Origin of the sequence: Aestuariimicrobium ganziense (assembly GCF_015352975.1) — a bacterium.
GTDB lineage: Bacteria > Actinomycetota > Actinomycetes > Propionibacteriales > Propionibacteriaceae > Aestuariimicrobium > Aestuariimicrobium ganziense.
The window spans coordinates 116,577-137,373 of record NZ_JACYIZ010000003.1; the positions used below are offsets into that span (position 1 = coordinate 116,577).

Annotated in this window: 23 protein-coding genes; 13 read left to right on the forward strand and 10 right to left on the reverse strand. The window is 69.4% G+C overall.

Features of this window, described 5'->3' with window-relative positions; genetic code table 11:
• Window positions 1-36: 36 nt before the first annotated feature.
• Window positions 37-1,083: a thioredoxin-disulfide reductase gene (gene trxB / locus IE660_RS06445; RefSeq protein ID WP_203567518.1), complete on the reverse strand. Its 1,047-nt coding sequence runs from the start codon at window positions 1,081-1,083 to the stop codon at window positions 37-39.
• A gap of 323 nt (window positions 1,084-1,406) precedes the next feature.
• On the opposite strand from trxB, the gene IE660_RS06450 reads away from it, so the two are divergent.
• Together IE660_RS06450 and IE660_RS06455 are read left to right on the forward strand one after the other, a co-directional pair.
• A complete protein-coding gene (locus IE660_RS06450) occupies window positions 1,407-1,979 on the forward strand; it encodes a DUF1345 domain-containing protein (protein WP_203567519.1) in 573 nt (190 codons plus the stop codon).
• A gap of 55 nt (window positions 1,980-2,034) precedes the next feature.
• Window positions 2,035-2,802: a sugar phosphate isomerase/epimerase family protein gene (locus IE660_RS06455; RefSeq protein ID WP_203567520.1), complete on the forward strand. Its 768-nt coding sequence runs from the start codon at window positions 2,035-2,037 to the stop codon at window positions 2,800-2,802.
• Here IE660_RS06455 and IE660_RS06460 read toward each other — a convergent pair.
• The gene (locus IE660_RS06460; RefSeq protein ID WP_203567521.1) at window positions 2,796-3,035 is read right to left on the reverse strand and encodes a L,D-transpeptidase; all 240 of its coding nucleotides are present in this window, start codon (window positions 3,033-3,035) and stop codon (window positions 2,796-2,798) included. The two genes, IE660_RS06455 and IE660_RS06460, sit on opposite strands and share 7 nt — an antisense overlap.
• 94 nt (window positions 3,036-3,129) lie before the next feature.
• Between IE660_RS06460 and IE660_RS06465 the strand changes: the two genes are divergently transcribed.
• Entirely contained in the window at window positions 3,130-4,023 is an 894-nt protein-coding gene (locus tag IE660_RS06465; protein ID WP_203567522.1) for a phosphotransferase family protein, read from the forward strand.
• Between the two features lies 1 nt (window position 4,024).
• Here IE660_RS06465 and IE660_RS06470 read toward each other — a convergent pair whose 3' ends face one another.
• Window positions 4,025-4,504 carry an IclR family transcriptional regulator domain-containing protein gene (locus tag IE660_RS06470; protein ID WP_235997123.1) on the reverse strand — a complete coding sequence of 160 codons (480 nt, stop codon included), beginning with the start codon at window positions 4,502-4,504 and terminating at the stop codon, window positions 4,025-4,027.
• Between IE660_RS06470 and IE660_RS06475 the strand changes: the two genes are divergently transcribed.
• The 8 genes from IE660_RS06475 to glpK all read left to right on the forward strand — a co-directional run bounded on the left by IE660_RS06475 (window position 4,389) and on the right by glpK (window position 13,106).
• Complete coding sequence (locus IE660_RS06475; RefSeq protein WP_235997157.1) at window positions 4,389-5,003, forward strand: SDR family NAD(P)-dependent oxidoreductase; 615 nt, start codon at window positions 4,389-4,391, stop codon at window positions 5,001-5,003. The two genes, IE660_RS06470 and IE660_RS06475, sit on opposite strands and share 116 nt — an antisense overlap.
• 71 nt (window positions 5,004-5,074) lie before the next feature.
• Window positions 5,075-6,100 carry a LacI family DNA-binding transcriptional regulator gene (locus IE660_RS06480; protein ID WP_207731000.1) on the forward strand — a complete coding sequence of 342 codons (1,026 nt, stop codon included), beginning with the start codon at window positions 5,075-5,077 and terminating at the stop codon, window positions 6,098-6,100.
• Between the two features lie 60 nt (window positions 6,101-6,160).
• The gene (locus IE660_RS16375) at window positions 6,161-7,399 is read left to right on the forward strand and encodes a Fic family protein (RefSeq protein WP_203567524.1); all 1,239 of its coding nucleotides are present in this window, start codon (window positions 6,161-6,163) and stop codon (window positions 7,397-7,399) included.
• Between the two features lie 105 nt (window positions 7,400-7,504).
• Window positions 7,505-8,653 carry a Gfo/Idh/MocA family protein gene (locus IE660_RS06490; RefSeq protein ID WP_203567525.1) on the forward strand — a complete coding sequence of 383 codons (1,149 nt, stop codon included), beginning with the start codon at window positions 7,505-7,507 and terminating at the stop codon, window positions 8,651-8,653.
• On the forward strand, window positions 8,650-9,813 hold the full coding sequence (locus tag IE660_RS06495) for a dihydrodipicolinate synthase family protein (RefSeq protein ID WP_203567526.1): 1,164 nt from the start codon (window positions 8,650-8,652) through the stop codon (window positions 9,811-9,813). The genes IE660_RS06490 and IE660_RS06495 overlap by 4 nt, the downstream gene beginning before the upstream one ends.
• A 2-nt stretch (window positions 9,814-9,815) precedes the next feature.
• Entirely contained in the window at window positions 9,816-10,664 is an 849-nt protein-coding gene (locus IE660_RS06500; protein WP_203567527.1) for a sugar phosphate isomerase/epimerase family protein, read from the forward strand.
• Between the two features lie 9 nt (window positions 10,665-10,673).
• Window positions 10,674-11,582, forward strand: a complete 909-nt coding sequence (locus tag IE660_RS06505; protein WP_203567528.1) for an LppM family (lipo)protein — start codon at window positions 10,674-10,676, stop codon at window positions 11,580-11,582.
• A 6-nt stretch (window positions 11,583-11,588) separates the two neighbouring features.
• A complete protein-coding gene (glpK, locus tag IE660_RS06510; RefSeq protein WP_203567529.1) occupies window positions 11,589-13,106 on the forward strand; it encodes a glycerol kinase GlpK in 1,518 nt (505 codons plus the stop codon).
• 24 nt (window positions 13,107-13,130) lie between these two features.
• On the opposite strand, the gene IE660_RS06515 is transcribed toward glpK, so the two are convergent.
• Window positions 13,131-13,394, reverse strand: a complete 264-nt coding sequence (locus tag IE660_RS06515) for a hypothetical protein (RefSeq protein ID WP_203567530.1) — start codon at window positions 13,392-13,394, stop codon at window positions 13,131-13,133.
• A gap of 133 nt (window positions 13,395-13,527) precedes the next feature.
• Between IE660_RS06515 and IE660_RS06520 the strand changes: the two genes are divergently transcribed.
• Window positions 13,528-14,121 carry a hypothetical protein gene (locus IE660_RS06520; protein WP_203567531.1) on the forward strand — a complete coding sequence of 198 codons (594 nt, stop codon included), beginning with the start codon at window positions 13,528-13,530 and terminating at the stop codon, window positions 14,119-14,121.
• Window positions 14,122-14,134: 13 nt separating this feature from the next.
• Window positions 14,135-14,929 (forward strand): alpha/beta hydrolase, encoded by a 795-nt coding sequence (locus IE660_RS06525; protein WP_203567532.1) that lies wholly within the window; start codon window positions 14,135-14,137, stop codon window positions 14,927-14,929.
• On the opposite strand, the gene IE660_RS06530 is transcribed toward IE660_RS06525, so the two are convergent.
• From IE660_RS06530 to IE660_RS16380, 6 genes are all read right to left on the reverse strand, one after another.
• Complete coding sequence (locus IE660_RS06530; RefSeq protein ID WP_203567533.1) at window positions 14,880-15,227, reverse strand: DMT family transporter; 348 nt, start codon at window positions 15,225-15,227, stop codon at window positions 14,880-14,882. The genes IE660_RS06525 and IE660_RS06530 overlap by 50 nt on opposite strands.
• A 1-nt stretch (window position 15,228) precedes the next feature.
• Window positions 15,229-15,543 carry a DMT family transporter gene (locus IE660_RS06535; protein ID WP_203567534.1) on the reverse strand — a complete coding sequence of 105 codons (315 nt, stop codon included), beginning with the start codon at window positions 15,541-15,543 and terminating at the stop codon, window positions 15,229-15,231.
• Window positions 15,544-15,548: 5 nt separating this feature from the next.
• Window positions 15,549-16,037 carry a hypothetical protein gene (locus tag IE660_RS06540; protein WP_203567535.1) on the reverse strand — a complete coding sequence of 163 codons (489 nt, stop codon included), beginning with the start codon at window positions 16,035-16,037 and terminating at the stop codon, window positions 15,549-15,551.
• Entirely contained in the window at window positions 16,037-16,621 is a 585-nt protein-coding gene (gene sigM, locus IE660_RS06545) for an RNA polymerase sigma factor SigM (RefSeq protein WP_203567536.1), read from the reverse strand. Before sigM ends, IE660_RS06540 begins: the two co-directional genes overlap by 1 nt.
• Complete coding sequence (locus IE660_RS06550) at window positions 16,618-18,639, reverse strand: protein kinase family protein (protein WP_203567537.1); 2,022 nt, start codon at window positions 18,637-18,639, stop codon at window positions 16,618-16,620. Before IE660_RS06550 ends, sigM begins: the two co-directional genes overlap by 4 nt.
• Window positions 18,640-18,724: 85 nt before the next feature.
• Window positions 18,725-20,794, reverse strand: coding sequence for a DUF6049 family protein (locus IE660_RS16380; protein WP_203567538.1), 2,070 nt, complete (start codon window positions 20,792-20,794; stop codon window positions 18,725-18,727).
• Window positions 20,795-20,797: the final 3 nt, after the last annotated feature.

Consider the following 20,797-nt stretch of genomic DNA (forward strand, 5'->3'; position numbering starts at 1 on the left):
TGGCGGCTGGACCTGTACAGGGGTTAGTCAACCAGTTCAGGCCGACACACCCGAATCGGCCACTGCATCAACGACAGCACGCGCGGCGGTGTCGTCCTCGTCCTCGACGCCCGGCGCGGGCGAACCCGGACCCGGGGCTGCGTCGGCGTCGTGCAGTTCGGCCAGGAAGCGCTCGGCGTCCAGCGCCGCCTGGCAACCCGAACCGGCGGCGGTGATCGCCTGGCGGTAGGTGTGGTCGACCAGGTCACCGCAGGCGAAGACGCCCTTGAGGTTGGTGCGGGTCGAGGGGTGGTCGACCAGCACGTAGCCGTTCTCGTCCAACTCGACCTGGCCCTTGAACAGCTCCGAGCGCGGATCGTGACCGATGGCGACGAACAGGCCCTGCACGTCGAGGGTGCGGGTCTCGCCGGTCTCGGTGTCGCGCAGGGTCAGCCCCGACAGGGTGGGGTCGCCGTCCATGTCGACGATCTCGGAGTTCCAAGCCATCGAGATCTTCGGGTCGTTCGCCACCCGGTCGGCCATGATCTTCGAGGCACGCAGTTCATCGCGGCGGTGGATCAGGGTGAGCGACTTGGCGAACCGGGTGAGGAAGGTCGCCTCCTCGGCGGCGGAGTCGCCGCCACCGACCACCGCCACGTCCTTGTCACGGAAGAAGAAGCCGTCACAGGTCGCGCACCAGCTGACCCCGCGGCCCGACAGCCGGTCCTCGTCCTCCAGGCCCAGGCGGCGGTAGCCCGAACCGGTGGCCAGGATCACGGCGTGGGCGCGGTACTGGGTGCCCTCGGAGTCGGTGACCACCTTGATGTCGCCGGTGAGGTCGACCTCGGTGACGTCGTCGGTGACCAGTTCGGCGCCGAACCGCTCGGCCTGGGCGCGCATCTGCGCCATCAGGTCGGGGCCCATGATGCCGTCGCTGAAGCCCGGGTAGTTCTCGACCTCGGTGGTGTTCATCAGCGCACCACCGGCGTCGGTCTGCCCCTCGAACACCAGCGGCTTGAGCTGCGCTCGTGCGGTGTAGACGGCGGCGGTGTAGCCGGCCGGGCCCGAGCCCACGATGATCACGTCGCGGATGTCGTCAGTCATTTCCAGGTCCCTCGATTCGGTCGGGCGGTGGATAGCCCGGGGTGGGGTGGGCTGGTGCCTCGCCAGTCTACAAAGCGAACACGTTCCCCGGTCTCCGCATTCCCCCGGGGGTATCGGACGGTCGCACGGGCCAGCTCACCCCTCGTCCGGGTAGCCTGCCTGCGTGTCAGCACCACCCAAGACCAGGTCGCGACAGCGTCGTCCGTGGACCCAGACCTAGAACCGCCGGATCGCCATCGCGACGGTGCTCGCCTCGATCACCGGCATCACGATCAGCCGCGTGGCCACGCCGGGCCTCGAGGCCCCCACGCTGAGTTCGATTCGTGCTGACAGCAGTCGGCGGCTGGGTGGTGTTCAGCCTGACCCACGCCATCACCACCTGGTGGGCCCATCGCGGGCGACAGGGTGAGTCACTCCGGTCTGCGCTGGTGGCCGATCCCGATTCCTACCGGCAACGCTCGCCGCTGGCCGAGTTCGTGGTCGGCACGGGGGCGCACTCGTTCTCGTCCAGCCTGGCGATCATGGCGCTGATCGCGGTGATGGCCCTGGTGATCTACCCCGAGCTTCGCCGTGACGCCCTCGTGCTGGGCTTCGGTGTGGCCCTGCTCGCGGTGGTCTGGTTCGACGTGATCATCACCTATGCCGTGCACTACGCGCGGCTCGACCTGACCCGGGGCGGAGGGCTGCGATTCCCCAACGAGGACGAGTCGGCCGAGCCGTCGTTCGTCGACTACCAGTACCTGGCCACCGGCGTGCAGGCCACCTTCGGCACCACCGACGTGACGGTGACCACCACCGCGATGCGCCGCACGGTGCGCAACCATGCCCTGCTCGCCTTCGTGTTCAACTCGGTCATCGTGGCGCTCGTGGTGTCACTGGTTCTCACGCTGCGCTGACCCGGATCGATAGGGTCGAAGCAGATCCTGCCCGCCCTCTCGTCAGGAGCACGCCATGGCCGAACTCGGACTGGTCATCAACCCCGAGCAACTGCCCACCGACATCGACCTCGACTTCCTCGAGCCCGTCCTGATGGGCCGCTTCGTCGGGTCGGACGACGAGGGCCCGCGCGTGTTGCCCGACCCGCTGTCGGGCCTGCCTGACCGGCCGATCCGCGGCGGTGCGGTGCTGTTCCCCGGCACCATGCGTCTGGCCGACCCCGACTTCGACCTCAGCCTGGTCGAGCAGCACCTGACCACGGTGGGCCAGGCCTTGGGCGCCTACGCCGAACCGGGCAGGTGGGTGGTGCTGGGCAGTGGCGCCTCGCGCCGGATTCCGGACGAGGTCGACCGCCAGGCCGGGCTGGCGAGGTTGGCCGAGGTGGTCGGACTCGCCGACCGGGTGCTCAGCGAGGCCGGCCTCGAGGTGATGCTCGAACCGCTGCGCGCCCAGGAGAGCAATGTCTTCAACGACCTGGCCGAGGGGGCACGGTTCCTGGACGACCATGGCCTCGACCTGCGGATGGTCTGCGACACCTTCCACATGTTCAGCCAGGACCTGACCGCCGACTTCGCAGTGGCGCACCTCGACCGGATCGGCCACGTGCACCTGTCCGGTCATGACCGGCTTCCGGTCAGCCAGGACGCCGATGCAGTGCTCGACGTCGCCGTCGCCCTGGCCGAGGCCGGCTACCAGGGCCGCTGGTCGTTCGAGTGCCGCTGGCCCGACGCCGCCCGTGACGTCGCCGACAGCATCCGGGTGACCCGGGAGCGGCTTCAGTAGACCAGCACGCCGGTGCCGACCTTGATCTGGCCGGAGCGGCGGATCCCGTCCATCATCGGCAACGTCAGCCCCACGCAGCCGTGCGACTTGGGCTGGGCGAGCACGTCGGAGTTGGTGCCGTGCACGGCGATGCCGCCGTTGAAGTACATCGGGCGGTAGATCGCGCCGAGGTAGCCGGGGTCCCAGCCCTCGACCTGGCGGAAGACGGCACCCGGCCAACAGCGCGCCGGCACCGAGTGAGGCGGCCCAGGTGAGCACTGCGCGTCGCCTTGTCATGCCCGTTGTATGCCCGGATCTGGCTCGCGGTACCGTGCGACAATCGGGCGCATGACGGTGCTGGCGACCTTCACCCCGGCCGGGTCTGGCGAGGCTGCGATCCTCGCGCGGTTCGGTATCGGGCCTGACGCGTTGCTGGGCGCCGGTGGAGAGTCTCGGGTGTTCGCGCTGGACGACCAGCGGGTGGTGCGGATCTTCGGCGGGAGACCCAACCTCGATGTTGTCGGCCACCTCGAGTCGTTGGCCGGCGTCGACATCGGGGTGGCGCTGCCCGAGGTGCTCGAGCATGGTGAGTTGGCAGGTCAGCACTACACCGTCGACCGTCGGATGCGGGGGGTCTCACTGGCGTCATGGCTTGCCGAGGGGCAGTCGGACGAGGTGCGTCAGCAGGTGCTGCTCGACTACCTCGACGTCGCTGCCCGGCTCCGCCAACTGCCGATCGGTGACGGAGGGTTCCGGAGCCTGTTCATCGCTGATCGGGTGCCGCCAGGGGTCACGTTGGTCGAGTTGTTGCGGGTGCAGGCCGAGGTGGGTCTGCAGTGGAACGGACTGCTGCGGGCGGCCATGCCCGACCTCGACCAGCGCTTCGACGACCTGCTGGCAGCCCTGTCGTCCCGCGACGTCGAGCCGGCGTTCGTCCACGCCGACTACTTCGCCGGGAACGTGATGGTCGACGACGGCCGGGTGAGCGGCGTGCTCGACATCTCGGTGCACGCGCTGGCGGCCGACCCGGTGATGGACGAGGTGGCCGCAGTCTGCTTCCTCGAACACGTCCACTACCCGCAGGCGGGCGCCGACACGGTCTGGCTCGAGGAGCAGTTGCTGGCCCGACTCGGTGACGAGGCCTGGCTGGTCGACGCCTACCGGCGCTGGTACGCCCTGTACTACTCGATGGACGAGGCGCTGCTCGACTGGTCGGTGCGGGTGCTGTCGAGCAGTGGCTGACTCAGTGTCCGGCGACGATCGAGCGCACCAGCGGAAGCTGGTCGATCAGTTGCTTCAGCGGGGTGCGGAAGACCACCCCTGAGACGCTGATCGCCCCGCTCGGGGTCTCGGGTGAGTTGAGGTAAGCGGCCACGGCCACGCAATTGATGCCGACCTCGTTCTCCTGGTCGTCGACGGCATAGCCCTGCTCGCGTACCTGCTCGAGCGCCCGGTGCAGTGCCTCGGGGTCGGTGATCGAGTTGGGCGTGCGGCCCTCGAGCGAACTGGCCCCGACCCACTCGTAGACCGACTGCCGGGTGGGGCAGTGGTGGGGCGCGGTGGTGACCGGCGGCCTCAGTGGTTTGGGGGCGGCGACTGTGGCACGACTGAGGGACGAGGGGCTGGAGATGCTCGTCCTCGACCAGGGGGAAGCGGCCGACCTGGTCGCTGACGTGGCGGACGAGGAGCAGGTCAACGCAGCCTTCTCCGAGGCTGGTGCCATCGACGTCCTGGTGAACTCTGCAGGAGTTGTCGGCCCGAACAAGCCGCTGTGGCAGGTGAGCGATGCCGAGTGGAGGCGCACCTTCGACGTGAACGTGCTGGAAACCTTCCACACCTGCCGGGCCGCGGTGCCGGGCATGCGCGAGCGGGGCTGGGGCCGAATCGTGAACTTCGCGAGCATCGCCGGCAAGGACGGCAACCCCAACATGGCGGCCTACTCGTCGTCCAAGGCGGCGGTGATCGGACTGACCAAGTCGCTGGGCAAGGAACTGGCCACGTCGGGGGTGCTGGTGAACGCCGTGGTTCCCGCGGTGATCGCGACGCCCATGAACGCCGACACCGAGCCGGCTGTGCTGGCCCACATCACCAGCCTGATCCCGATGCGGCGCGTGGGAGCCCCCGAAGAGGTGGCCGAACTCGTGGCCTGGCTGTGTTCCGACCTGGTGAGCTTCTCGACCGGCGCCACCTACGACGTGACGGGTGGACGGGCCACCTACTGACGTTCGGGCTGTCTCTGGTCGTGTCGTGGCTAAGCTCACCGGCATTGACGGGACAGACACGGGAGACAGAGTTGGGTGATCCGCACGGGCCGGTGACCTTGCAGCAGGTGGCTGCTCGCGCCGGGGTGTCACTGGCGACGGCGTCACGGGCCATCAACGGCAGCGCGCGCAAGGTGAACCCCCAGATGGCCGAGCGCGTCCTGCAGGCTGCTCGCGAACTGAACTACACCGTCAACGCGCAGGCACAAGCCATGGTGCGGGGACGAAGCCGTGTGGTCGGACTCGTCGTCGGCGACATCGTCGACCCGTACTTCAGCACCATCGCCACCGGCGTGATGGGACTCGCCGACCAACTCGGCCTGCTGGTCACCCTGGCCGCGACCGAACGCAGTCCCGAGCGCGAGTGCGACCAGATGCGGATGTTCAGCTCGCAGCGGGCCCAGGCCGTGGTGATCGTCGGCTCGCGCAGCACCGACCCGGACACCTGGACCGATCTCGACAAGCGGATCGCCGACTACCAGCACCGGGGCGGACGAGTCGTCAACGTCGGTCAACCAGTGCTGCAGTGCGACACGGTCGCGATCGCCAACCACGGCGCCGGTCAGGAGATGGCCCGCGCCCTGATGGAACTGGGGCACACCCGTTTCGCAGTGCTCGCCGGTTCTCCCGACCTGATGACCGCTCGCGATCGCGCCGAGGGCTTCACCCAGGCGGTGGTGGCGGCCGGCCATCCCGAGCCCGTCAGCATCGAGGGCGAGTTCACGCGAGACGGCGGCTACGCCGCGATGTCGCAGTTGCTCGACGGCGACGACGAGTTCACCTGTGTCTTCGCGGTGGCGGACGCCTTGGCGATCGGCGCGATGACTGCCTGCCGCGAGCGGGGCCTCACGATCCCGGACGACCTGTCGGTGGCCGGCTTCGACGACATCCTCGGCCTGCGCGACATCCACCCCGGCCTGACCACCTACCGGCTGCCGCTGGAGCGGGTCGGTCTGGAGGCGCTGCAGTTGGCACTGCGCACCCCCGGTGAGCAGTGGCGCCAGGTGCCGATCTCGGGTGAGGTCGTGATCAGGGAGAGCACCCGCCGGATCAACTGATCAGTGTGACTACCGGCCCAGTAATGACAGATCTTCGAGAAGTGTAAGTAAGCTGGAGCTGTGTCAACAGATCTGGAGGCCTCGCGCGCCACCCCCAGCCCCTGCCCGGTGCCGCCCGTCGGTACGCAGGATGCCTACTGGGTCGCTGACAACGACGGCACAGCGTCCCGCGCGGCGATGGCAGCCGCTTCGGGCCCCTACTCCACGACTGTCCCCGCTCGCCTGTCCGACCTCGACCTCAGGGTCCCATCCGACCTCGCTGCGGCCGCTGAGGACGCAGCCAGCGCTCTCGCTCGCTTCGACAGTCAGGCGACCGCCCGGCTCGGCGCCGAGGGCTCGCTGGGACCGATGAAGGCGATCCTGCTGCGCACGGAGGCATCCTCCTCGTCCCAGATCGAGAACCTGACCGTGGGGGCCCGCCAACTGGCGCTCGCCGAGATCGGGCAGAGCGTCTCCCTCAACGCGCGTCTGGTCATCGGCAACGTGCGAGCCATGATGGCCGCCAACACCCTCGCCACCCGGCTGGACGAGCAGTCGATCCTCGACATGCACCGCGCCCTCATGGAGGGTCACCATGACGAAGCTGGGCAGTACCGAGGTCAGCTGGTGTGGGTGGGCACCAGCGGAATCAGCCCGCGAGGAGCCGTGCACGTCGCGCCCGCTGCTGCGCTCGTGCCCGATGCGATGGCCGACCTGGTGCAGTTCGTCACCCGCGAGGACGTGCAGGTGGTCGTCCAGACAGCGGTGGCCCACGCACAGCTCGAGACGATCCACCCCTTCGCCGACGGCAATGGGCGTACTGGCAGGGCCCTTGTGCACGCCATGATGCGAGCCAAGGGCCTGGTGACCTCGGTGACCGCCCCGGTCTCAGCGGGACTGCTGACCGACACGACCACCTACTTCGACGCGCTGCAGGCCTTTCGTGCCGGCGACGCCAGACCCATCGTCGAGCGCTTCTGCGAGGCAGCGATGTTCGCTGCGGCCAGTGGCACCCGCTTGGTCGATCAACTGGCCGAAGAAGTGACTGCCTCAATGGAACTGCTCGCAGCCACCCGGCTCCGTCGCCAGGCCGGGGCGTGGCGGGTGCTGCCCCGGCTGGTCGGGCAGCCGATCGTCAACGCGGCGTGGCTGCAACAGAGCCTCGACATGAATGCGGTGGGCGCCCAGCGAGCACTGCGACAACTCGTAGACGCCGGAGTTGTGGTCGAACGGACCGGCTTCCAGCGGAATCGAGTGTGGGAGCACCGGGGAATCCTGGCCATTCTGGATGGTTGGGCCGCATCGATCCGCCGACGATGACGAGCGCGCCGTCCATCACCTCGCCGGACCTCCTTGCGGAGCCGAACACCGTCCACTAGCCTCTCGGTAAGCGCTTTCCACACCTTGCCCAACGGAGGGAAACCCATGGCCACCACGCGTGTCGGCATCATCATGAACGGCGTGACCGGGCGCATGGGCTACCGCCAGCACCTGCTGCGCTCGATCCTCGCGATCCGTGACCAGGGCGGGGTCGAACTGGCTGACGGCACCAAGCTCGTCCCCGACCCGATCCTGGTCGGACGCAACCGCGACAGGCTCGCCGAGATCGCCGCCGAGGCGGGCATCGAGCGCTTCACCACCGACCTGGACGAGGCGCTGGCCGGCGACGACGAGATCTACTTCGACGCGCAGCTCACCAGCGTGCGTGAAGAGGCCACCCTCAAGGCGATGGCCGCCGGCAAGGACATCTACACCGAGAAGCCGATCTCGGAGTCGCTCGAGGGCTCGATGCGACTGGCGCGGGCCGCTGCCGAGGCCGGTGTTCGCGTGGGTGTCGTCCACGACAAGCTCTACCTGCCCGGCCTGCTCAAGCTGAAGCGCCTGGTCGACGGTGACTTCTTCGGACGCATCCTGTCGGTGCGCGGCGAGTTCGGCTACTGGGTCTGGGAGGGCGACTGGCAGACCGCGCAGCGTCCCAGCTGGAACTACCGCACCGCCGACGGTGGTGGCATCACCACCGACATGATGTGCCACTGGAACTACGTGCTCGAGAACCTGTTCGGCAAGATCCTCGCCATCACCGCCCGCACCGCCACCCACATCCCCGAGCGTGTCGACGAGCAGGGCAACACCTACCAGGCCACCGCCGACGACGCGGCCTACGCGATCATCGAGATCGAGGGCGGCATCATCGTCTCGATCAACTCCTCGTGGGCGGTGCGGGTGCACCGTGACGAACTGGTCGAGTTCCAGGTCGACGGCACCGAGGGCTCTGCGGTCGCCGGCCTGCACGGCTGCGTCGTCCAGCACCGGGCGATGACCCCCCGTCCGGTCTGGAACCCCGACGAGGCCGAGACCGAGCGCTACCGCGACCAGTGGGCGCCGGTGCCCGACAACGCCACCTTCGACAACGGCTTCAAGGCGCAGTGGGAGCAGTTCCTCAAGGCCCGCGCCGGTGAGGGTGAACACCCCTACGACTTCCTCGCCGGCGCGCGTGGCGTCCGGTTGGCCGAGGCGGCGCTGCGCTCGCACGCCGAGGGTCGCCGCATCGAACTGGAGGACCTGACGCTGTGACCAGCCTCAACCTTCCCCGCCCCGACGGCAGCCTCGAGCGCGTCGCACTCGGCGCCCCCCGCGAATGGACGATCCCGGCTGCTCCCGCCAGCTCGCGGGTGGCCTTCGCTGCGGCCCACGTGGTCGCCGACCCCCTCGGCGACAACACCCCCGGCGCCCCCGCGGTCGTCGACTGGGACTCCACCCTGCGCTTCCGTCACCACCTGTTCCGCCACGGACTCGGCGTCGCTGAAGCCATGGACACCGCCCAGCGCGGCATGGGCATGAACTGGTCGGCCACCCAGGAACTGATCCGACGCTCCGCCGTCGAGGCCGCCTCAGCCGGTGCCCGAATCGCTGCCGGCGTCGGCACCGACCAGCTCACCGCCCCCGCCACCAGCGTGGACGAGGTGCGGGCCGCCTACGAGGAGCAACTCGGCTTCGTCGAGTCCACCGGCGCCCAGGCGATCGTGATGGCCAGCCGTCAACTCGCCGCCGTGGCCACGGGCAAGGACGACTACCTCACCCTCTACGCCCACCTGCTCGACCAGGCCGACCGCCCGGTCATCCTGCACTGGCTCGGGCCCGCCTTCGACCCGGCGCTCGAGGGGTACTGGGGCTCGTCCGACGTCGCCGTCGCCACCCAGACCGTGCTCGAATTGATTCGTGCCCACGCCGACAAGGTCGACGGCATCAAGGTGTCGCTGCTCGACGCCGACCACGAACGCGGCCTGCGCGCTGAGCTCCCCGAAGGGGTCCGGCTCTACACCGGCGACGACTTCAACTACCCCGAGCTGATCAAGGGCGACGGTCGTCACCACTCCGACGCGCTGCTCGGCATCTTCGCCGCCATCGCCCCGGCCGCCGCGACCGCGCTGGCAGCGCTCGACTCCGGCGACGATCGGGCCTACGACGACGCCTTCGCCGCCACCGTGCCGCTGTCGCGCCACATCTTCTCGACCCCCACCTATCACTACAAGGTGGGCATCGCCTTCCTGTCGTGGCTGTCTGGCCACCAGGACTCGTTCACCATGGTCGGCGGTCTGCAGAGCGCGCGCAGCCTGCCCCACCTGGCCTCCACCCTCGAGCTCGCCGCCGCTGCCGGGCTGCTGCCCGACGTCGACCTGGCCGCCGACCGGTTCGTCCGGCTGTTGGCCGTCCAAGGCATCGAGGGTCGCTGATCATGTCGCTCGACCGGCTCTCGCTCAACCAGAAGACCACCAACTCACTCGGCCTGCCCGAGGCCATCGAGTTGTGCGTGCGACAAGGTCTGTCGTCGATCGGGGTGTGGCGTGAGCCGCTGGCCGAGGTGGGTGCCGAGCGCGCGCGGCAGTTGCTGGACGACGCCGGTCTGCGGGTGTCGTCACTGTGCCGGGGCGGTTTCCTGACCACGGACGATGCTTCCGCGCGTAGCGAGGCGCTGGACGACAACCGGTCTGCGATCGTCGAGGCCGCCACCATCGGTGCCCCCACCCTGGTGATGGTGGTCGGCGGCCTGCTCGCGGGCTCGACCGACCTGATCGGTGCCCGCCAGCGGATGGCCGACGGCATCGCCGAGCTCGCCCCGTTCGCCGCCGACCACGGCGTCGTCCTCGGCCTGGAACCGATGCACCCGATCTTCACCGCCGACCGCGGGGTGCTGTCGACCTTGGAACAGGCGCTCGACCTGGCCGAGCAGTTCCCTGTCGACCAGGTCGGGGTGGTGGTCGACACCTACCACGTCTGGTGGGACCCGCAGGTCGCCACCCAGATCGCCCGGGCCGCCGACCGGATCGTCTCGTACCAGGTCTGCGACTGGGTCGTCCCGCTGGCCGCCGACACCCTGTTGTCGCGGGGGATGATGGGCGACGGCTCGATCGACTTCGGCTCGCTGACGGCCATGGTCGAGGCTGCTGGTTACTCCGGTGACATCGAGGTCGAGATCTTCAACGCCGACGTCTGGGCCACCGATCCTGAAGAGGTGGTCGACACGATGAAACGTCGGTACAGCGAGCTCGTCCAAGGTCGGGTTCCTGACGCCAGGCGGCACTAGGGTGTCCCCATGACCAGCCCCAGGCTTCGCCGCCTCGCCATCCTGCTCGCGGTTCCGCTGCTCTTCCTGTTCACCTCGTGCATGAGGATGCAGGCCAACTTCGACATCAAGAGCGCCGAGCGCGTCGAAGTCACCATGGACGTCGGCCTGCAGAAGGCGCTGGCCGAACAGTCCGGCGAGACGATGACCAAGGAGGAGCTGTGCGAGGAGAGCTCGACCGGCTCCAAGCCCACTGACGGGCTCAATGACGCCAAGACCGAGCCCTACGACGACGGCACCTACATCGGCTGCAAGGTCACCGGCTGGGCGCCCGCGGGCACGCTCTCGTCGAGTGGATCGACCATCAACCTGACAGATGGTGTGTGGACCTTCCAGATGTCGGGCGACGGTTCCACCGGCGGCACCGAGGCCTCGCAGGCTGCCGCGATGCTGAGCGACTTCAAGGTCTCGGTGACCTTCCCGGGCAAGGTGCTCACCCACAACGGCACGTCCACCGTCGACGGCAAGACCGCCACCTGGACCAGCGCGAAGGACCTGTTCACCGCTGAGGGTCTCAAGGCGACTGCTGAGGACGGCTCCGGCGGCATCCCGATCTGGGTCTGGGCGATCGTCGGCGTGCTCGGGCTGGCCGCCATCGGCGCCCTGGTCTGGTACCTGATGAACGAGCGCAAGAAGAAGGCTGCGGCCGCCCAGCAGCAGGGCATGCAGCAGCCCTGGGATGCCGGTGCCGCCGGTCCCTACGGGCAGCAGCAGTACAACCAGCCCCAGTACGGGCAACCGGGATCGCAGCCCAGCGCTCCGCAGCCACCTCAGTGGGACCCGAACCAACAGAATCAGTACCAGAACCCACAGAACCAGCAGTGGGGTCAGCAGCCTCCCTCGTCGGGATGGACGCCGCCCCCGCCGCCCCAGCGGTGACCGGCCATGGCTGAGCAGTACGTCCTGGCCATCGACCAGGGCACGACCAGTTCACGGGCGATCATCTTCGACCACGCCGGGCGGGTGGTGGCCTCGGGCCAGAAGGAGCACCAGCAGTTCTTCCCCCGTGCGGGCTGGGTCGAGCACGACCCCGTCGAGATCTGGGACAACGTGCGCGAGGTGGTCGCCCAGGCCCTGTCACGCGCCTCGGTGAACCACCACGACATCGCAGCCGTGGGCATCACCAACCAGCGTGAAACCACCGTGGTCTGGGATCGTGAGACCGGCGAGCCCGCCTGTCCGGCGATCGTCTGGCAGGACACGCGCACGGGTCGGATCATCGACGAACTCGGGCAGGGCGACCAGGACCGTTACCGCGACCGCGTGGGCCTGCCGTTGGCCACCTACTTCTGCGGCCCCAAGGTGAAGTGGATCCTCGACAACGTCGACGGCGCCCGCGAGGCCGCTGAATCCGGACGACTGGTGATGGGCACCATCGACTCCTGGCTGATCTGGAACCTCACCGGCGGGGTCGACGGCGGCCTGCACATCACCGACGTCACCAACGCCTCGCGCACCATGCTGATGGACCTGCAGTCGCTGACCTGGGACGAGCAGATCGCGGCCGAGATGACCATCCCGGTGAGCATGCTGCCCGAGATCCGGTCGTCCTCGGAGGTCTACGGGCACGGGCGAGCCCAGGGCCTGCTGCCCGGAGTGCCGATCGCCGGCATCCTCGGCGATCAGCAGGCTGCCACCTTCGGGCAGGCCTGCTTCGAGGTCGGCATGGCCAAGAACACCTACGGCACCGGCAACTTCATGATCATGACCACCGGTGAGCGGATCGTCCCCAGCACCAACGGGCTGCTGACCACGGTCTGTTACCAGATCGGTGACCGGGCCCCGGTGTACGGACTCGAGGGATCGATCGCGGTCACCGGGTCACTGGTGCAGTGGCTGCGCGACAACCTCGGGCTGATCCAGTCCGCCGCCGAGGTCGAGGACTTGGCCGCCGGCGTCGACGACAACGGTGGCGCGTACTTCGTCCCGGCGTTCTCGGGACTGTTCGCCCCCTACTGGCGCTCGGACGCCCGCGGGGCGCTGGTCGGGCTGACCCGCTACGTCAACCGCGGCCACATCGCGCGGGCGGTGCTCGAGTCGACCGCCTACCAGACTCGCGAGGTGGTTGACGCGATGAACGCCGACTCCGGTGTCGAGTTGACCGAGCTGAAGGTCGACGGTGGCATGACCGCCAACCAGACCCTGATGCAGTTCCAGGCCGACCTGCTCGGGGTGCCGGTGGTTCGTCCGGTCGTCGCCGAGACCACCGCGCTGGGTGCCGCCTACGCCGCCGGCATCGCGGTGGGGTTCTGGAGTGGTGAGCAGGACGTGGTGGACAACTGGGCCGAGGGCGAGCGCTGGACGCCCAGCATGGACGACAGCGAGCGCGAGCGGCTCTACCGCAGCTGGAAGAAGGCGGTCACCCGCACCTTCGACTGGGTCGACGACGACGTGCGCGAGTGAGCCCTGCGCTGTTGCGCGTAGTGGTCAGCAGTCGGCCGGGGTGGTGTCGCTGAGACCCAGACCGCTCTTGTCGAGATGGGTGGGGGCGTTGCCGAAACTGCCGGCGGACGAGCGACGTTGCAGCTCTTCCAGCGCCCTGCGCGCCTCCTCGGCGGCCAGGCCGTACTGACGTCGGGCGACCTCGTCGTGCAGGGCGGCCTCGATCCGGGCCGCCACCGCCTCGGGAATGGGCGGCGGGGTGGACTGACCGGCGAGCAAGCTGCCCACCCAGTCGGTGTCCTCGCTCATGGTGACTCCTTGCCTCGTCAGCCGCCCGCGGAACTCTTCGCGTGGGGGCGGCGCGTCCAGTTGGACGGTCGATCCTCGCGATCGGTTCCCACCTCTTCAGAGCCTCTTCAGACAGCGACGCTAGCGTGGTGGCGTGGTCACCATCTTGCACCGCCACTCGGTCAAACCGGGTCACCTCGACCCGTGGCGTGCCCTGTTCGTCCGCGAGGTCGAGCTGCGCCGACGACACGGCTTCACCACCCTGCGGGCCTACCTGCAGGAACAGGACGAACCCAAGCTGAGTTGGTTGTACAGCCACGACGACCCGGACGAGGGCCGACGGTCGCTGAACGCCGACCCCGAGCACCAGGCCCTGCGGCACGACCTGGCTGAGCACGTGTTCACCAACGACCTGGTTCGCCCGGTCGACCTCGTCCACGACGCCCTGACCAGCACCGACCGGTTGGTGGTGGTGCGCCGCTACTCGATCGTCGGGGGCTGGGACGAGTTCCTCGCCCTGTGGCGCCCGATCGCCGACCTGCGCGAGCGCCACGGGTTCAGGGTGCTGTTCGCGGCCGTCGACCGGGAGCGTGACCTGTTCACCTGGGCCTTCGACACCGACGGCACCTGGGACGAACTGCCCGACCGCCAACGCGCCTACTACGACGACCCCGACCGGATCGCGCTTCGCGGGGTGTTCAACCACATGGCCGACTACACGATCGACCCGGCGCGCCAACTCCTCTGAAAGGATCGCTGTCATGATGCACATGCGCGTGGCCTTCTTCTCGACAGCCCTGGGCCTGTCCACCTCGATGACAGTGCTGCTGCCGCAGCGCGAGACCGCGGGCCAGATCGGCATGGAGGGCGCCACGGCGCAGGGCCTGCCGCCGGTGCTCTACCTGCTGCACGGCGCCAGCGATGACGACACCATCTGGACGCGGCGCACCTCGATCGAGCGCTACGCCAGCGAGGCGGGCCTGGCCGTGGTGATGCCCGATGCCAAGCTGAGTTTCTACAACAACGAGCCGCACGGCTACCGCTACTGGGACCACGTCAGCGACGAGCTCCCACGGTTGGTCGCCGAGAGCTTCCAGGTCTCGACAGCGCGCGAGGACACCTTCGTGGCGGGGTTGTCGATGGGTGGTTTCGGCGCGATGAAGCTCGCCCTGAACCAGCCCGAGCGATTCGCGGCTGCCGCGTCGCTGTCGGGGGCGCTCGACATGGCGGGCGCCGACGTCAATGCCGAGGGCAACGAGTGGCTGGCCAGGGTCTGGGGCCCTGAAGGCATCCCGCAGGGCTCGCCCAACGACGTGCAGGGCCTGCTCAGCACCGTCGACAAGGCCTCGCTGCCCAAGCTGTGGGTGGGCTGCGGCACCGAGGACTTCCTGTTCGAGGACAACGAGGCGTTCATCAAGGCTGCCGAGGACGCCGGTGTCGAGCTCACGGTCTCGATCACCGGCGGTGCTCACACCTGGGACCTGTGGGATCGCGAGATCGCCAAGGTCATCGAATGGCTTCCGCTGCGTCATCGTCCCCAGAGCCCACCAGCTTGAGCCCGACCACGGCGACGATGATGCCGGTGAGGAAGACCACCTTCAGCACCGAGAACGGCTCGTCCCCGGTGACCAGCGCGTAGACCACGGTCAACGCGGCGCCCACCCCGGTCCACACCGCGTAGCCGGTGCCGATCGGGATCTGCTTGGTCGCTCGGCCCAACCCGAGCATGCTCAGCACGCCGAAGACGACGAACACCGCCGTCGGCGCCGGACGACTGAGCCCTTCGGACTGGCCGAGTGCGGTCGCCCAGACCGCCTCGAACACCGCGCTGACCAGCAACAACACCCATGCCACGTCAGCTCACCGCCTTGAGGCCGATCACGCAGCCCACCAGCAGCACGAGCAGGCCGATCCGGGCGAGGGTGGCCCGTTCCTGGCGAGTGACCAGCGCCCAGACCACGGTCAGGCAGGCCCCGATGCCGACCCAGACCGCGTAGGCGGTGCCGGTGGGCAGGTGCTGCATCGCCCAGGCCAGGCCACCCATCGAGATCACCAGTGCCACCACGAACAGCACGGTGGGCCGCCACCGCCTGAACCCGTCGGAGGCGCCGAGGGCTGCCGCCCACACCGCCTCGAACAGGCCGGAGAGGACGAGGACTGTCCACGCCATGGCGATCAGATCGCCCCGGTCGACAGCAGGTGGTCGCGGTAGATCTTCGACTTGGCGTCGATCTCGGCGTCCGGGACGAACCAGCCGACCCAGGCGAACAGCGTCGAGTGCCCCCTGACGAACTTCGAGGTCGGGATCCAGACCCGCTTGCCGTCGCGCAGTTCCAACTGGAAGTCGGGGCGTCGTCCGTTGAACTGGTAGCGCACCCCGACCACGTCGGCGGCGTTCACCTCACGCATCTTCCACAAGTTGCGCACCCGCAGCACCGTGCCGTCGGCTTGCATGAACGAGCGCGACTGGATTGCCAGGTAGCCCACGTAGACGATCCACAGCGCCAACCCGAAGAACCCGAACGAGAAGGTCGGTCGTCCGCCCAACAGGCCCAGCAACGACATCAGCACCACCCCGACGAAACCCCAGATCACCCGGGGCTTCATCGGCTTGAGCGGGGGCAACGGGTCGGCCTCGAGTAGTTCGGTGCGGGTGACCGACATCACGACTCCCTCAGGTGGGCCAGCAGCGGTGCCAGCTTGGCGCGACCTCGGGAGCATCGGCTCTTGATGGTGCCCTCGGCACAACCAAGCATCACCGCGGCCTCTTCGACCGAGTAGCCCTCCATGTCGACCAGGACGAGCGCGGCCCGCTGGTCGGCATTGATCTGGCCGAGTGCGGCGGCCACCTCGCCCCGGGTCTCGGAGGCGACCAGGTCGGCGTCGTGGTCGGACCGGTCGGCCATCACCAGGTCGCGGTCGGGGTTCTCGGGCAACGGGTCAGCGGCCCGCACCTTGTTGCGCCGCATCCGATCGAGACAGGCGTTGACCACGATCCGGTGCAACCAGGTGGTCACCGCGGCCTGGCCGCGGAACCCGTCGGCCCGGCGGAAGGCCGAGATCATCGCGTCCTGCAACGCATCGGCGGCATCCTCGGGGTTGCGCATGGTGCGCAGTGCGATCGCCCACAGCCGGTCACGGTGGCGACCGAACAGCGTGGCGAAGGCCTGCGGGTCACCCTCGACGTGGGCCTGCAGCAGGTCGGCGTCGCTGACCTCGTCGGTCACCGGCACGGGGTCGGTGCTCATGAGCGCACCTCGATCTCGGCGATCCCACCGCGATAGCGCTTGTCACCGGCCGTCGGCAGCGAGGTCAGGTAGATCAGCAGGTGCCGGGTGCGCACCTTGGTGGGCACCTTGAAGATCAGGTTGGGGCCAGAACGCTCGTTGCCGCTGAGCTGTCGCCACTGCTCGACGCTGCGCATCGGTGGCTGCGAGATCGTGGTCGCGTTCTCGCGAGGCATCATCAGCGCCACGGCCGTGGGGGCACCGACCATGGTGACCCGCACCTCACCCACCTCGACGGCCTGACCGAGGTCGACCACCAGCCCGACGCCCGGCTTGAGCCCGCCCATCCGCGGGTTGTTGTGGTAGGCCAGGGTCACCCACGACGTGCTGGGGTCGCCGTCCCAAGCCAGCTTCACCGTGTTGGGTGACTCCTCGCCGTTGCCGCCGTCGGCCTCGGGGTCGAAGTCGTCGACCAGGCTGATCGGGTGGACGATGCTGCTCGGGGTCGGGGTGACCACCGGCTCAGCCGCGTTGCGGCGCCCGTTCCTGATGCCGACCGCGACCAGGCTGACCAGCAGCACCAGCATCACCAGGGCGAGCAGGGCCCGGAGCCACGGCCGGCGTTCCGAGGGCCGGGGACGTCCCTCGGGCTCCACGGTCGCCGCCACCCGGCCCGCCGGCGCGACCGGTTCGTCGGCACTCGGCTGGCGCCGGGCCGGGGCATCCAGGGCGCTGGCGAGTTGGGTGGGGTCGAGTGGCACGACGGGGTGGTCGACCCGCTGGCTCAGGTCGGCCGAGGCGTCGGCGGTGCCGAGCACCTCGTCCAGCGCCCGGTCGATGTCGGCGGCGGTGCTCAGCGGCTCGCCACCCAGTCGTGGCTCGGCGTGCAGCACCTCGTCGCACAGTTGGTCCAGCGCCGGTGAGACACCGTGGCGCACCTGGCGAGGTGTCAGCCAACCCTCGGAGTCCATCGGGGCCGGGGCCAGTCCGTAGTGGCGCTCGGCCGGGTCGAAGCCCTCGTCCGGCAGCACCGGCCAGCGCGACACCAGCATCGCGTAGAGCAGCTGGCCGAGTGCGTGCACGTCGGCCTCCTGCAGGGCAGGCGGTGAGGTGTCGGCATCGTCGGACGGGGTGAGCGCCGCATCGATCAGGAAACCCACGATCCGCACGTTGCCGGTCGAGGAGATGATGATCGTGTCGGGGTTGAGTCGCTGGTGGAACAGTCCACGCTCGTGCATCGGCGCCAACGCCCGGGCGACCTCGCGCAACACCCACGCCGCCTCGACCCCCGACAACGGACCTTGCTGCAACAGCACCTGCAACGACTTGCCGGCCACGTACTCGCAGACCACGTAGGCAAGGTCGTCGGAGTCGACCGCAGCGTCCAGCACCCGCAGGTACACCGAGTCGGTCGCGATCGCCGCTTCGCGGGCGGCGGTCAGCACTGACTGGCTGCGGGGGTCGTGCTTGCCGAGCAGGTGCACCAGCACCGGACGTGACAGCTTCACGTCGAAGGCACGCCAAGTGAGGAACCCGTGCCGGTCGGCCAACTGGTTCTCGAGCCGGAAGCGTTCGGCGATCACCTGGCCAGGCTCGACCCCCGGCAGACCGTACTCGTTGGTGCGCACCGCCGGGCTCGAGGGCTCCGACACCGCAGCGACCACCATGGTCTGGTCGGGGTCGGCCGGGGACGAGGCGTTCGGCACGTCGTTGCCAGCTCGTGACCAGGCCTCGAGGTCGCCAGAGTCCTCGTCGTCGAAGGCGACCACCATGCCGACCGTGGCCTCGTTGGTCTCGGGTGAGGGCTCCTCAGGCATCGCGACCGGCGCCGAGGGCAGGGCGTCGTCGTCCTCGTCGTCCAACTGCCACAGCTGGGTGGCGTCACCGTCGGCCTGGTAGGGGGTCGGCTCGGGCGATCCGTCAGGACGACGCACCGCGGACTGGGGGAAGTTCGACGCGGGGTCGGCCCAGGAGTCCCAGGCCGGGGCGGGGATGGGGGAGTCGTCGTCGAACGGATCGTAGCTGCGTGGCTCGTCCATGCGGCTCCTCCCAGTCGACGGTTCCTCCCAGTCTGCCTGCTCGCAGCCCCCGGCGCTAAGCCACCACACCGCTGGCGGGCAGCGGTCAGGGGTGCGGACGAGCGCTGGTGTCGCGCGACTGCCGTTCGACGGCGGCCGCCAGGTCGATCTCGGCCCGCCTCGGAGCGGCCTTCGCGGCGCGCGACCGTTCGCGCTGCACCTGCTTGATCCTGATCGCGGTGGTGCCCAGCACGACCGCCCCGGAGGCGACGATGATGATCCAGCCGATGTCGCCCAGGTTGGTCGAGGTGACCGTGATCCGCCGGCTCGCACCGATCGGTCGTCCCTCGGGGGTGACCACCCGTGACTCCACCGTCACCACGCCGTTGGTCCAGGCGCGCGGGGTGAAGGTCACCGTCGCGGTCTCACCGGGAGCGATGGTGACCACGTCGGTGTCGGGGATCGAGATGCGGTGGGGGTTCTCGGCGACGAAGCGCACCTTGACCCGCACCGGCACCTGCTCGTTGTTGGTCACCGTCACCGGGAAGCCGGTGGTTTCGGTGCTCATCACGAAGGTCTTGGCGCTGGTCAGGCTGATCCGGGCGCGGGCGACGTCTCGTCCGTTCAGTTCCTGCACCTGGCGCAGCAACCGACGGGTCGCCGCCCCGTCGCCCCAGAAGCGGGAACTGGCGGCCCGGGCGCCGACCTGGTCGGCGATCAGGCGGGCCGAGTCGGTGGTGCCGGTGAGGTCGCCCCAGGCCATGATCTGGCCGCGCACCTGCTCGATCTCGGTGACCAGGTTGGTGTCGCCGCCCTCGAACTCGACCGCTGCCGGAAGCTCCACCGGTTCGCTGGGCAGGTCGAGGGCTGATCGGGTGGCCACCTGCGAGGGCAGCATCTGCAGCCGGTTCAGGTCGGCGGTCTCGCGGGCCACCAGCACCATGCCCGGGGCCTCACCCACCTGAAGTTGGGCGAGCAGTCGTCCGTTGACCTGCACCCGGGTGGACGAGGGGTCGGGCCCGGGCCCACCGCGGCCCAGGTCGGGGTCGGCGTTGATGACGGTCACCCCACCGGTCGACCCCGCCGGTGGACGGTTCCTGACCGAGGTGACCAGCAGCACCGGCCGCAACGGCTCGGCGGCCTCGAGCAGGCGCTGCCCGGCGGCACCGCCGCGTGGCGCGAGCGCGACCCCCAGCCGACTCAGCGGGTGGTCGTCGGGCAGCGCGCGCATGGCCTGTCGGACGAGGGGGCCGGCGTCGTCGGAGACGGCCTGCAGGTCGGGGTCGCCGTAGGGCAGCCGGTAGACCCCCGGTCGCTGGGCGAGGGCGGTGAAGCGGGCCAGCCAGGCGGTGGCTCGGGCAGGGGCCTCCGGGTCGGGGTCGAGACCCCCGAGCACGGTGTAGCCCTGGCTGAGCATGGTCAACTCGTCCCACAGCGCGGGGTCGATCAGCACCACCGCGTCGGGTCGTTCGGCCGCCTGCAGCAGCGACTCCAGGCGTCCGCGCAGTTCCTGGGCGAGGTGGTCGTCGGCGACCACCCCTGGAGCCGCCCACGACGGTCGCGAGGTGAGCACCACGACCGGTGAGATCGAGCCGCGGGTCGGGGCGGCGCTCGGCAGCAGGACGCGCGATCGTCCGACGGTCTGGTTGTAGGAGCCTTCGGGGATGGCGCGCACGTGCACCCCGATCAGGTGGACGCCTTCGCCGGGCTGCAGTCCGAGGTCGGCGATCCGGGCCGAGACGGTGAAGGTCGAGCGGGCGCCGGCCGGCCACACCGGCTGGCGCTCGGTGGTCAGGTTGAACAGGTTCCGGTCGGGTTCGGCGGTGCCCATCCGGGCGCCGATCGGCACGTCCCACGGTGAGGCGAGCACGTTGGCCAGGTCGGCCTGGTCGCGGATCGCGTCCTGCGAACGCCAGAACGAGACCTGCACCTGGCGCATCGACTTGCCGCTGGTGTTGGTGACCGCGCCGGTGATCGTGATCCGGTCGCCGGTCAGCCAGGCCGGTGACAGGGTGGTGAGTTCGATCCGCACCTGCGGTTCGGCGGCGGCCGCCTGCGGCAGTGTTCCGGTGGCGGCGAGCACCAGTGAGCCGAGCAGGGCCAGCAGCAGTGCCACCACCAGCCTGGCGAGGCGCATGCCCCGCCCCGCGATGTCGACGACCACCGGTCCAGGCACGAA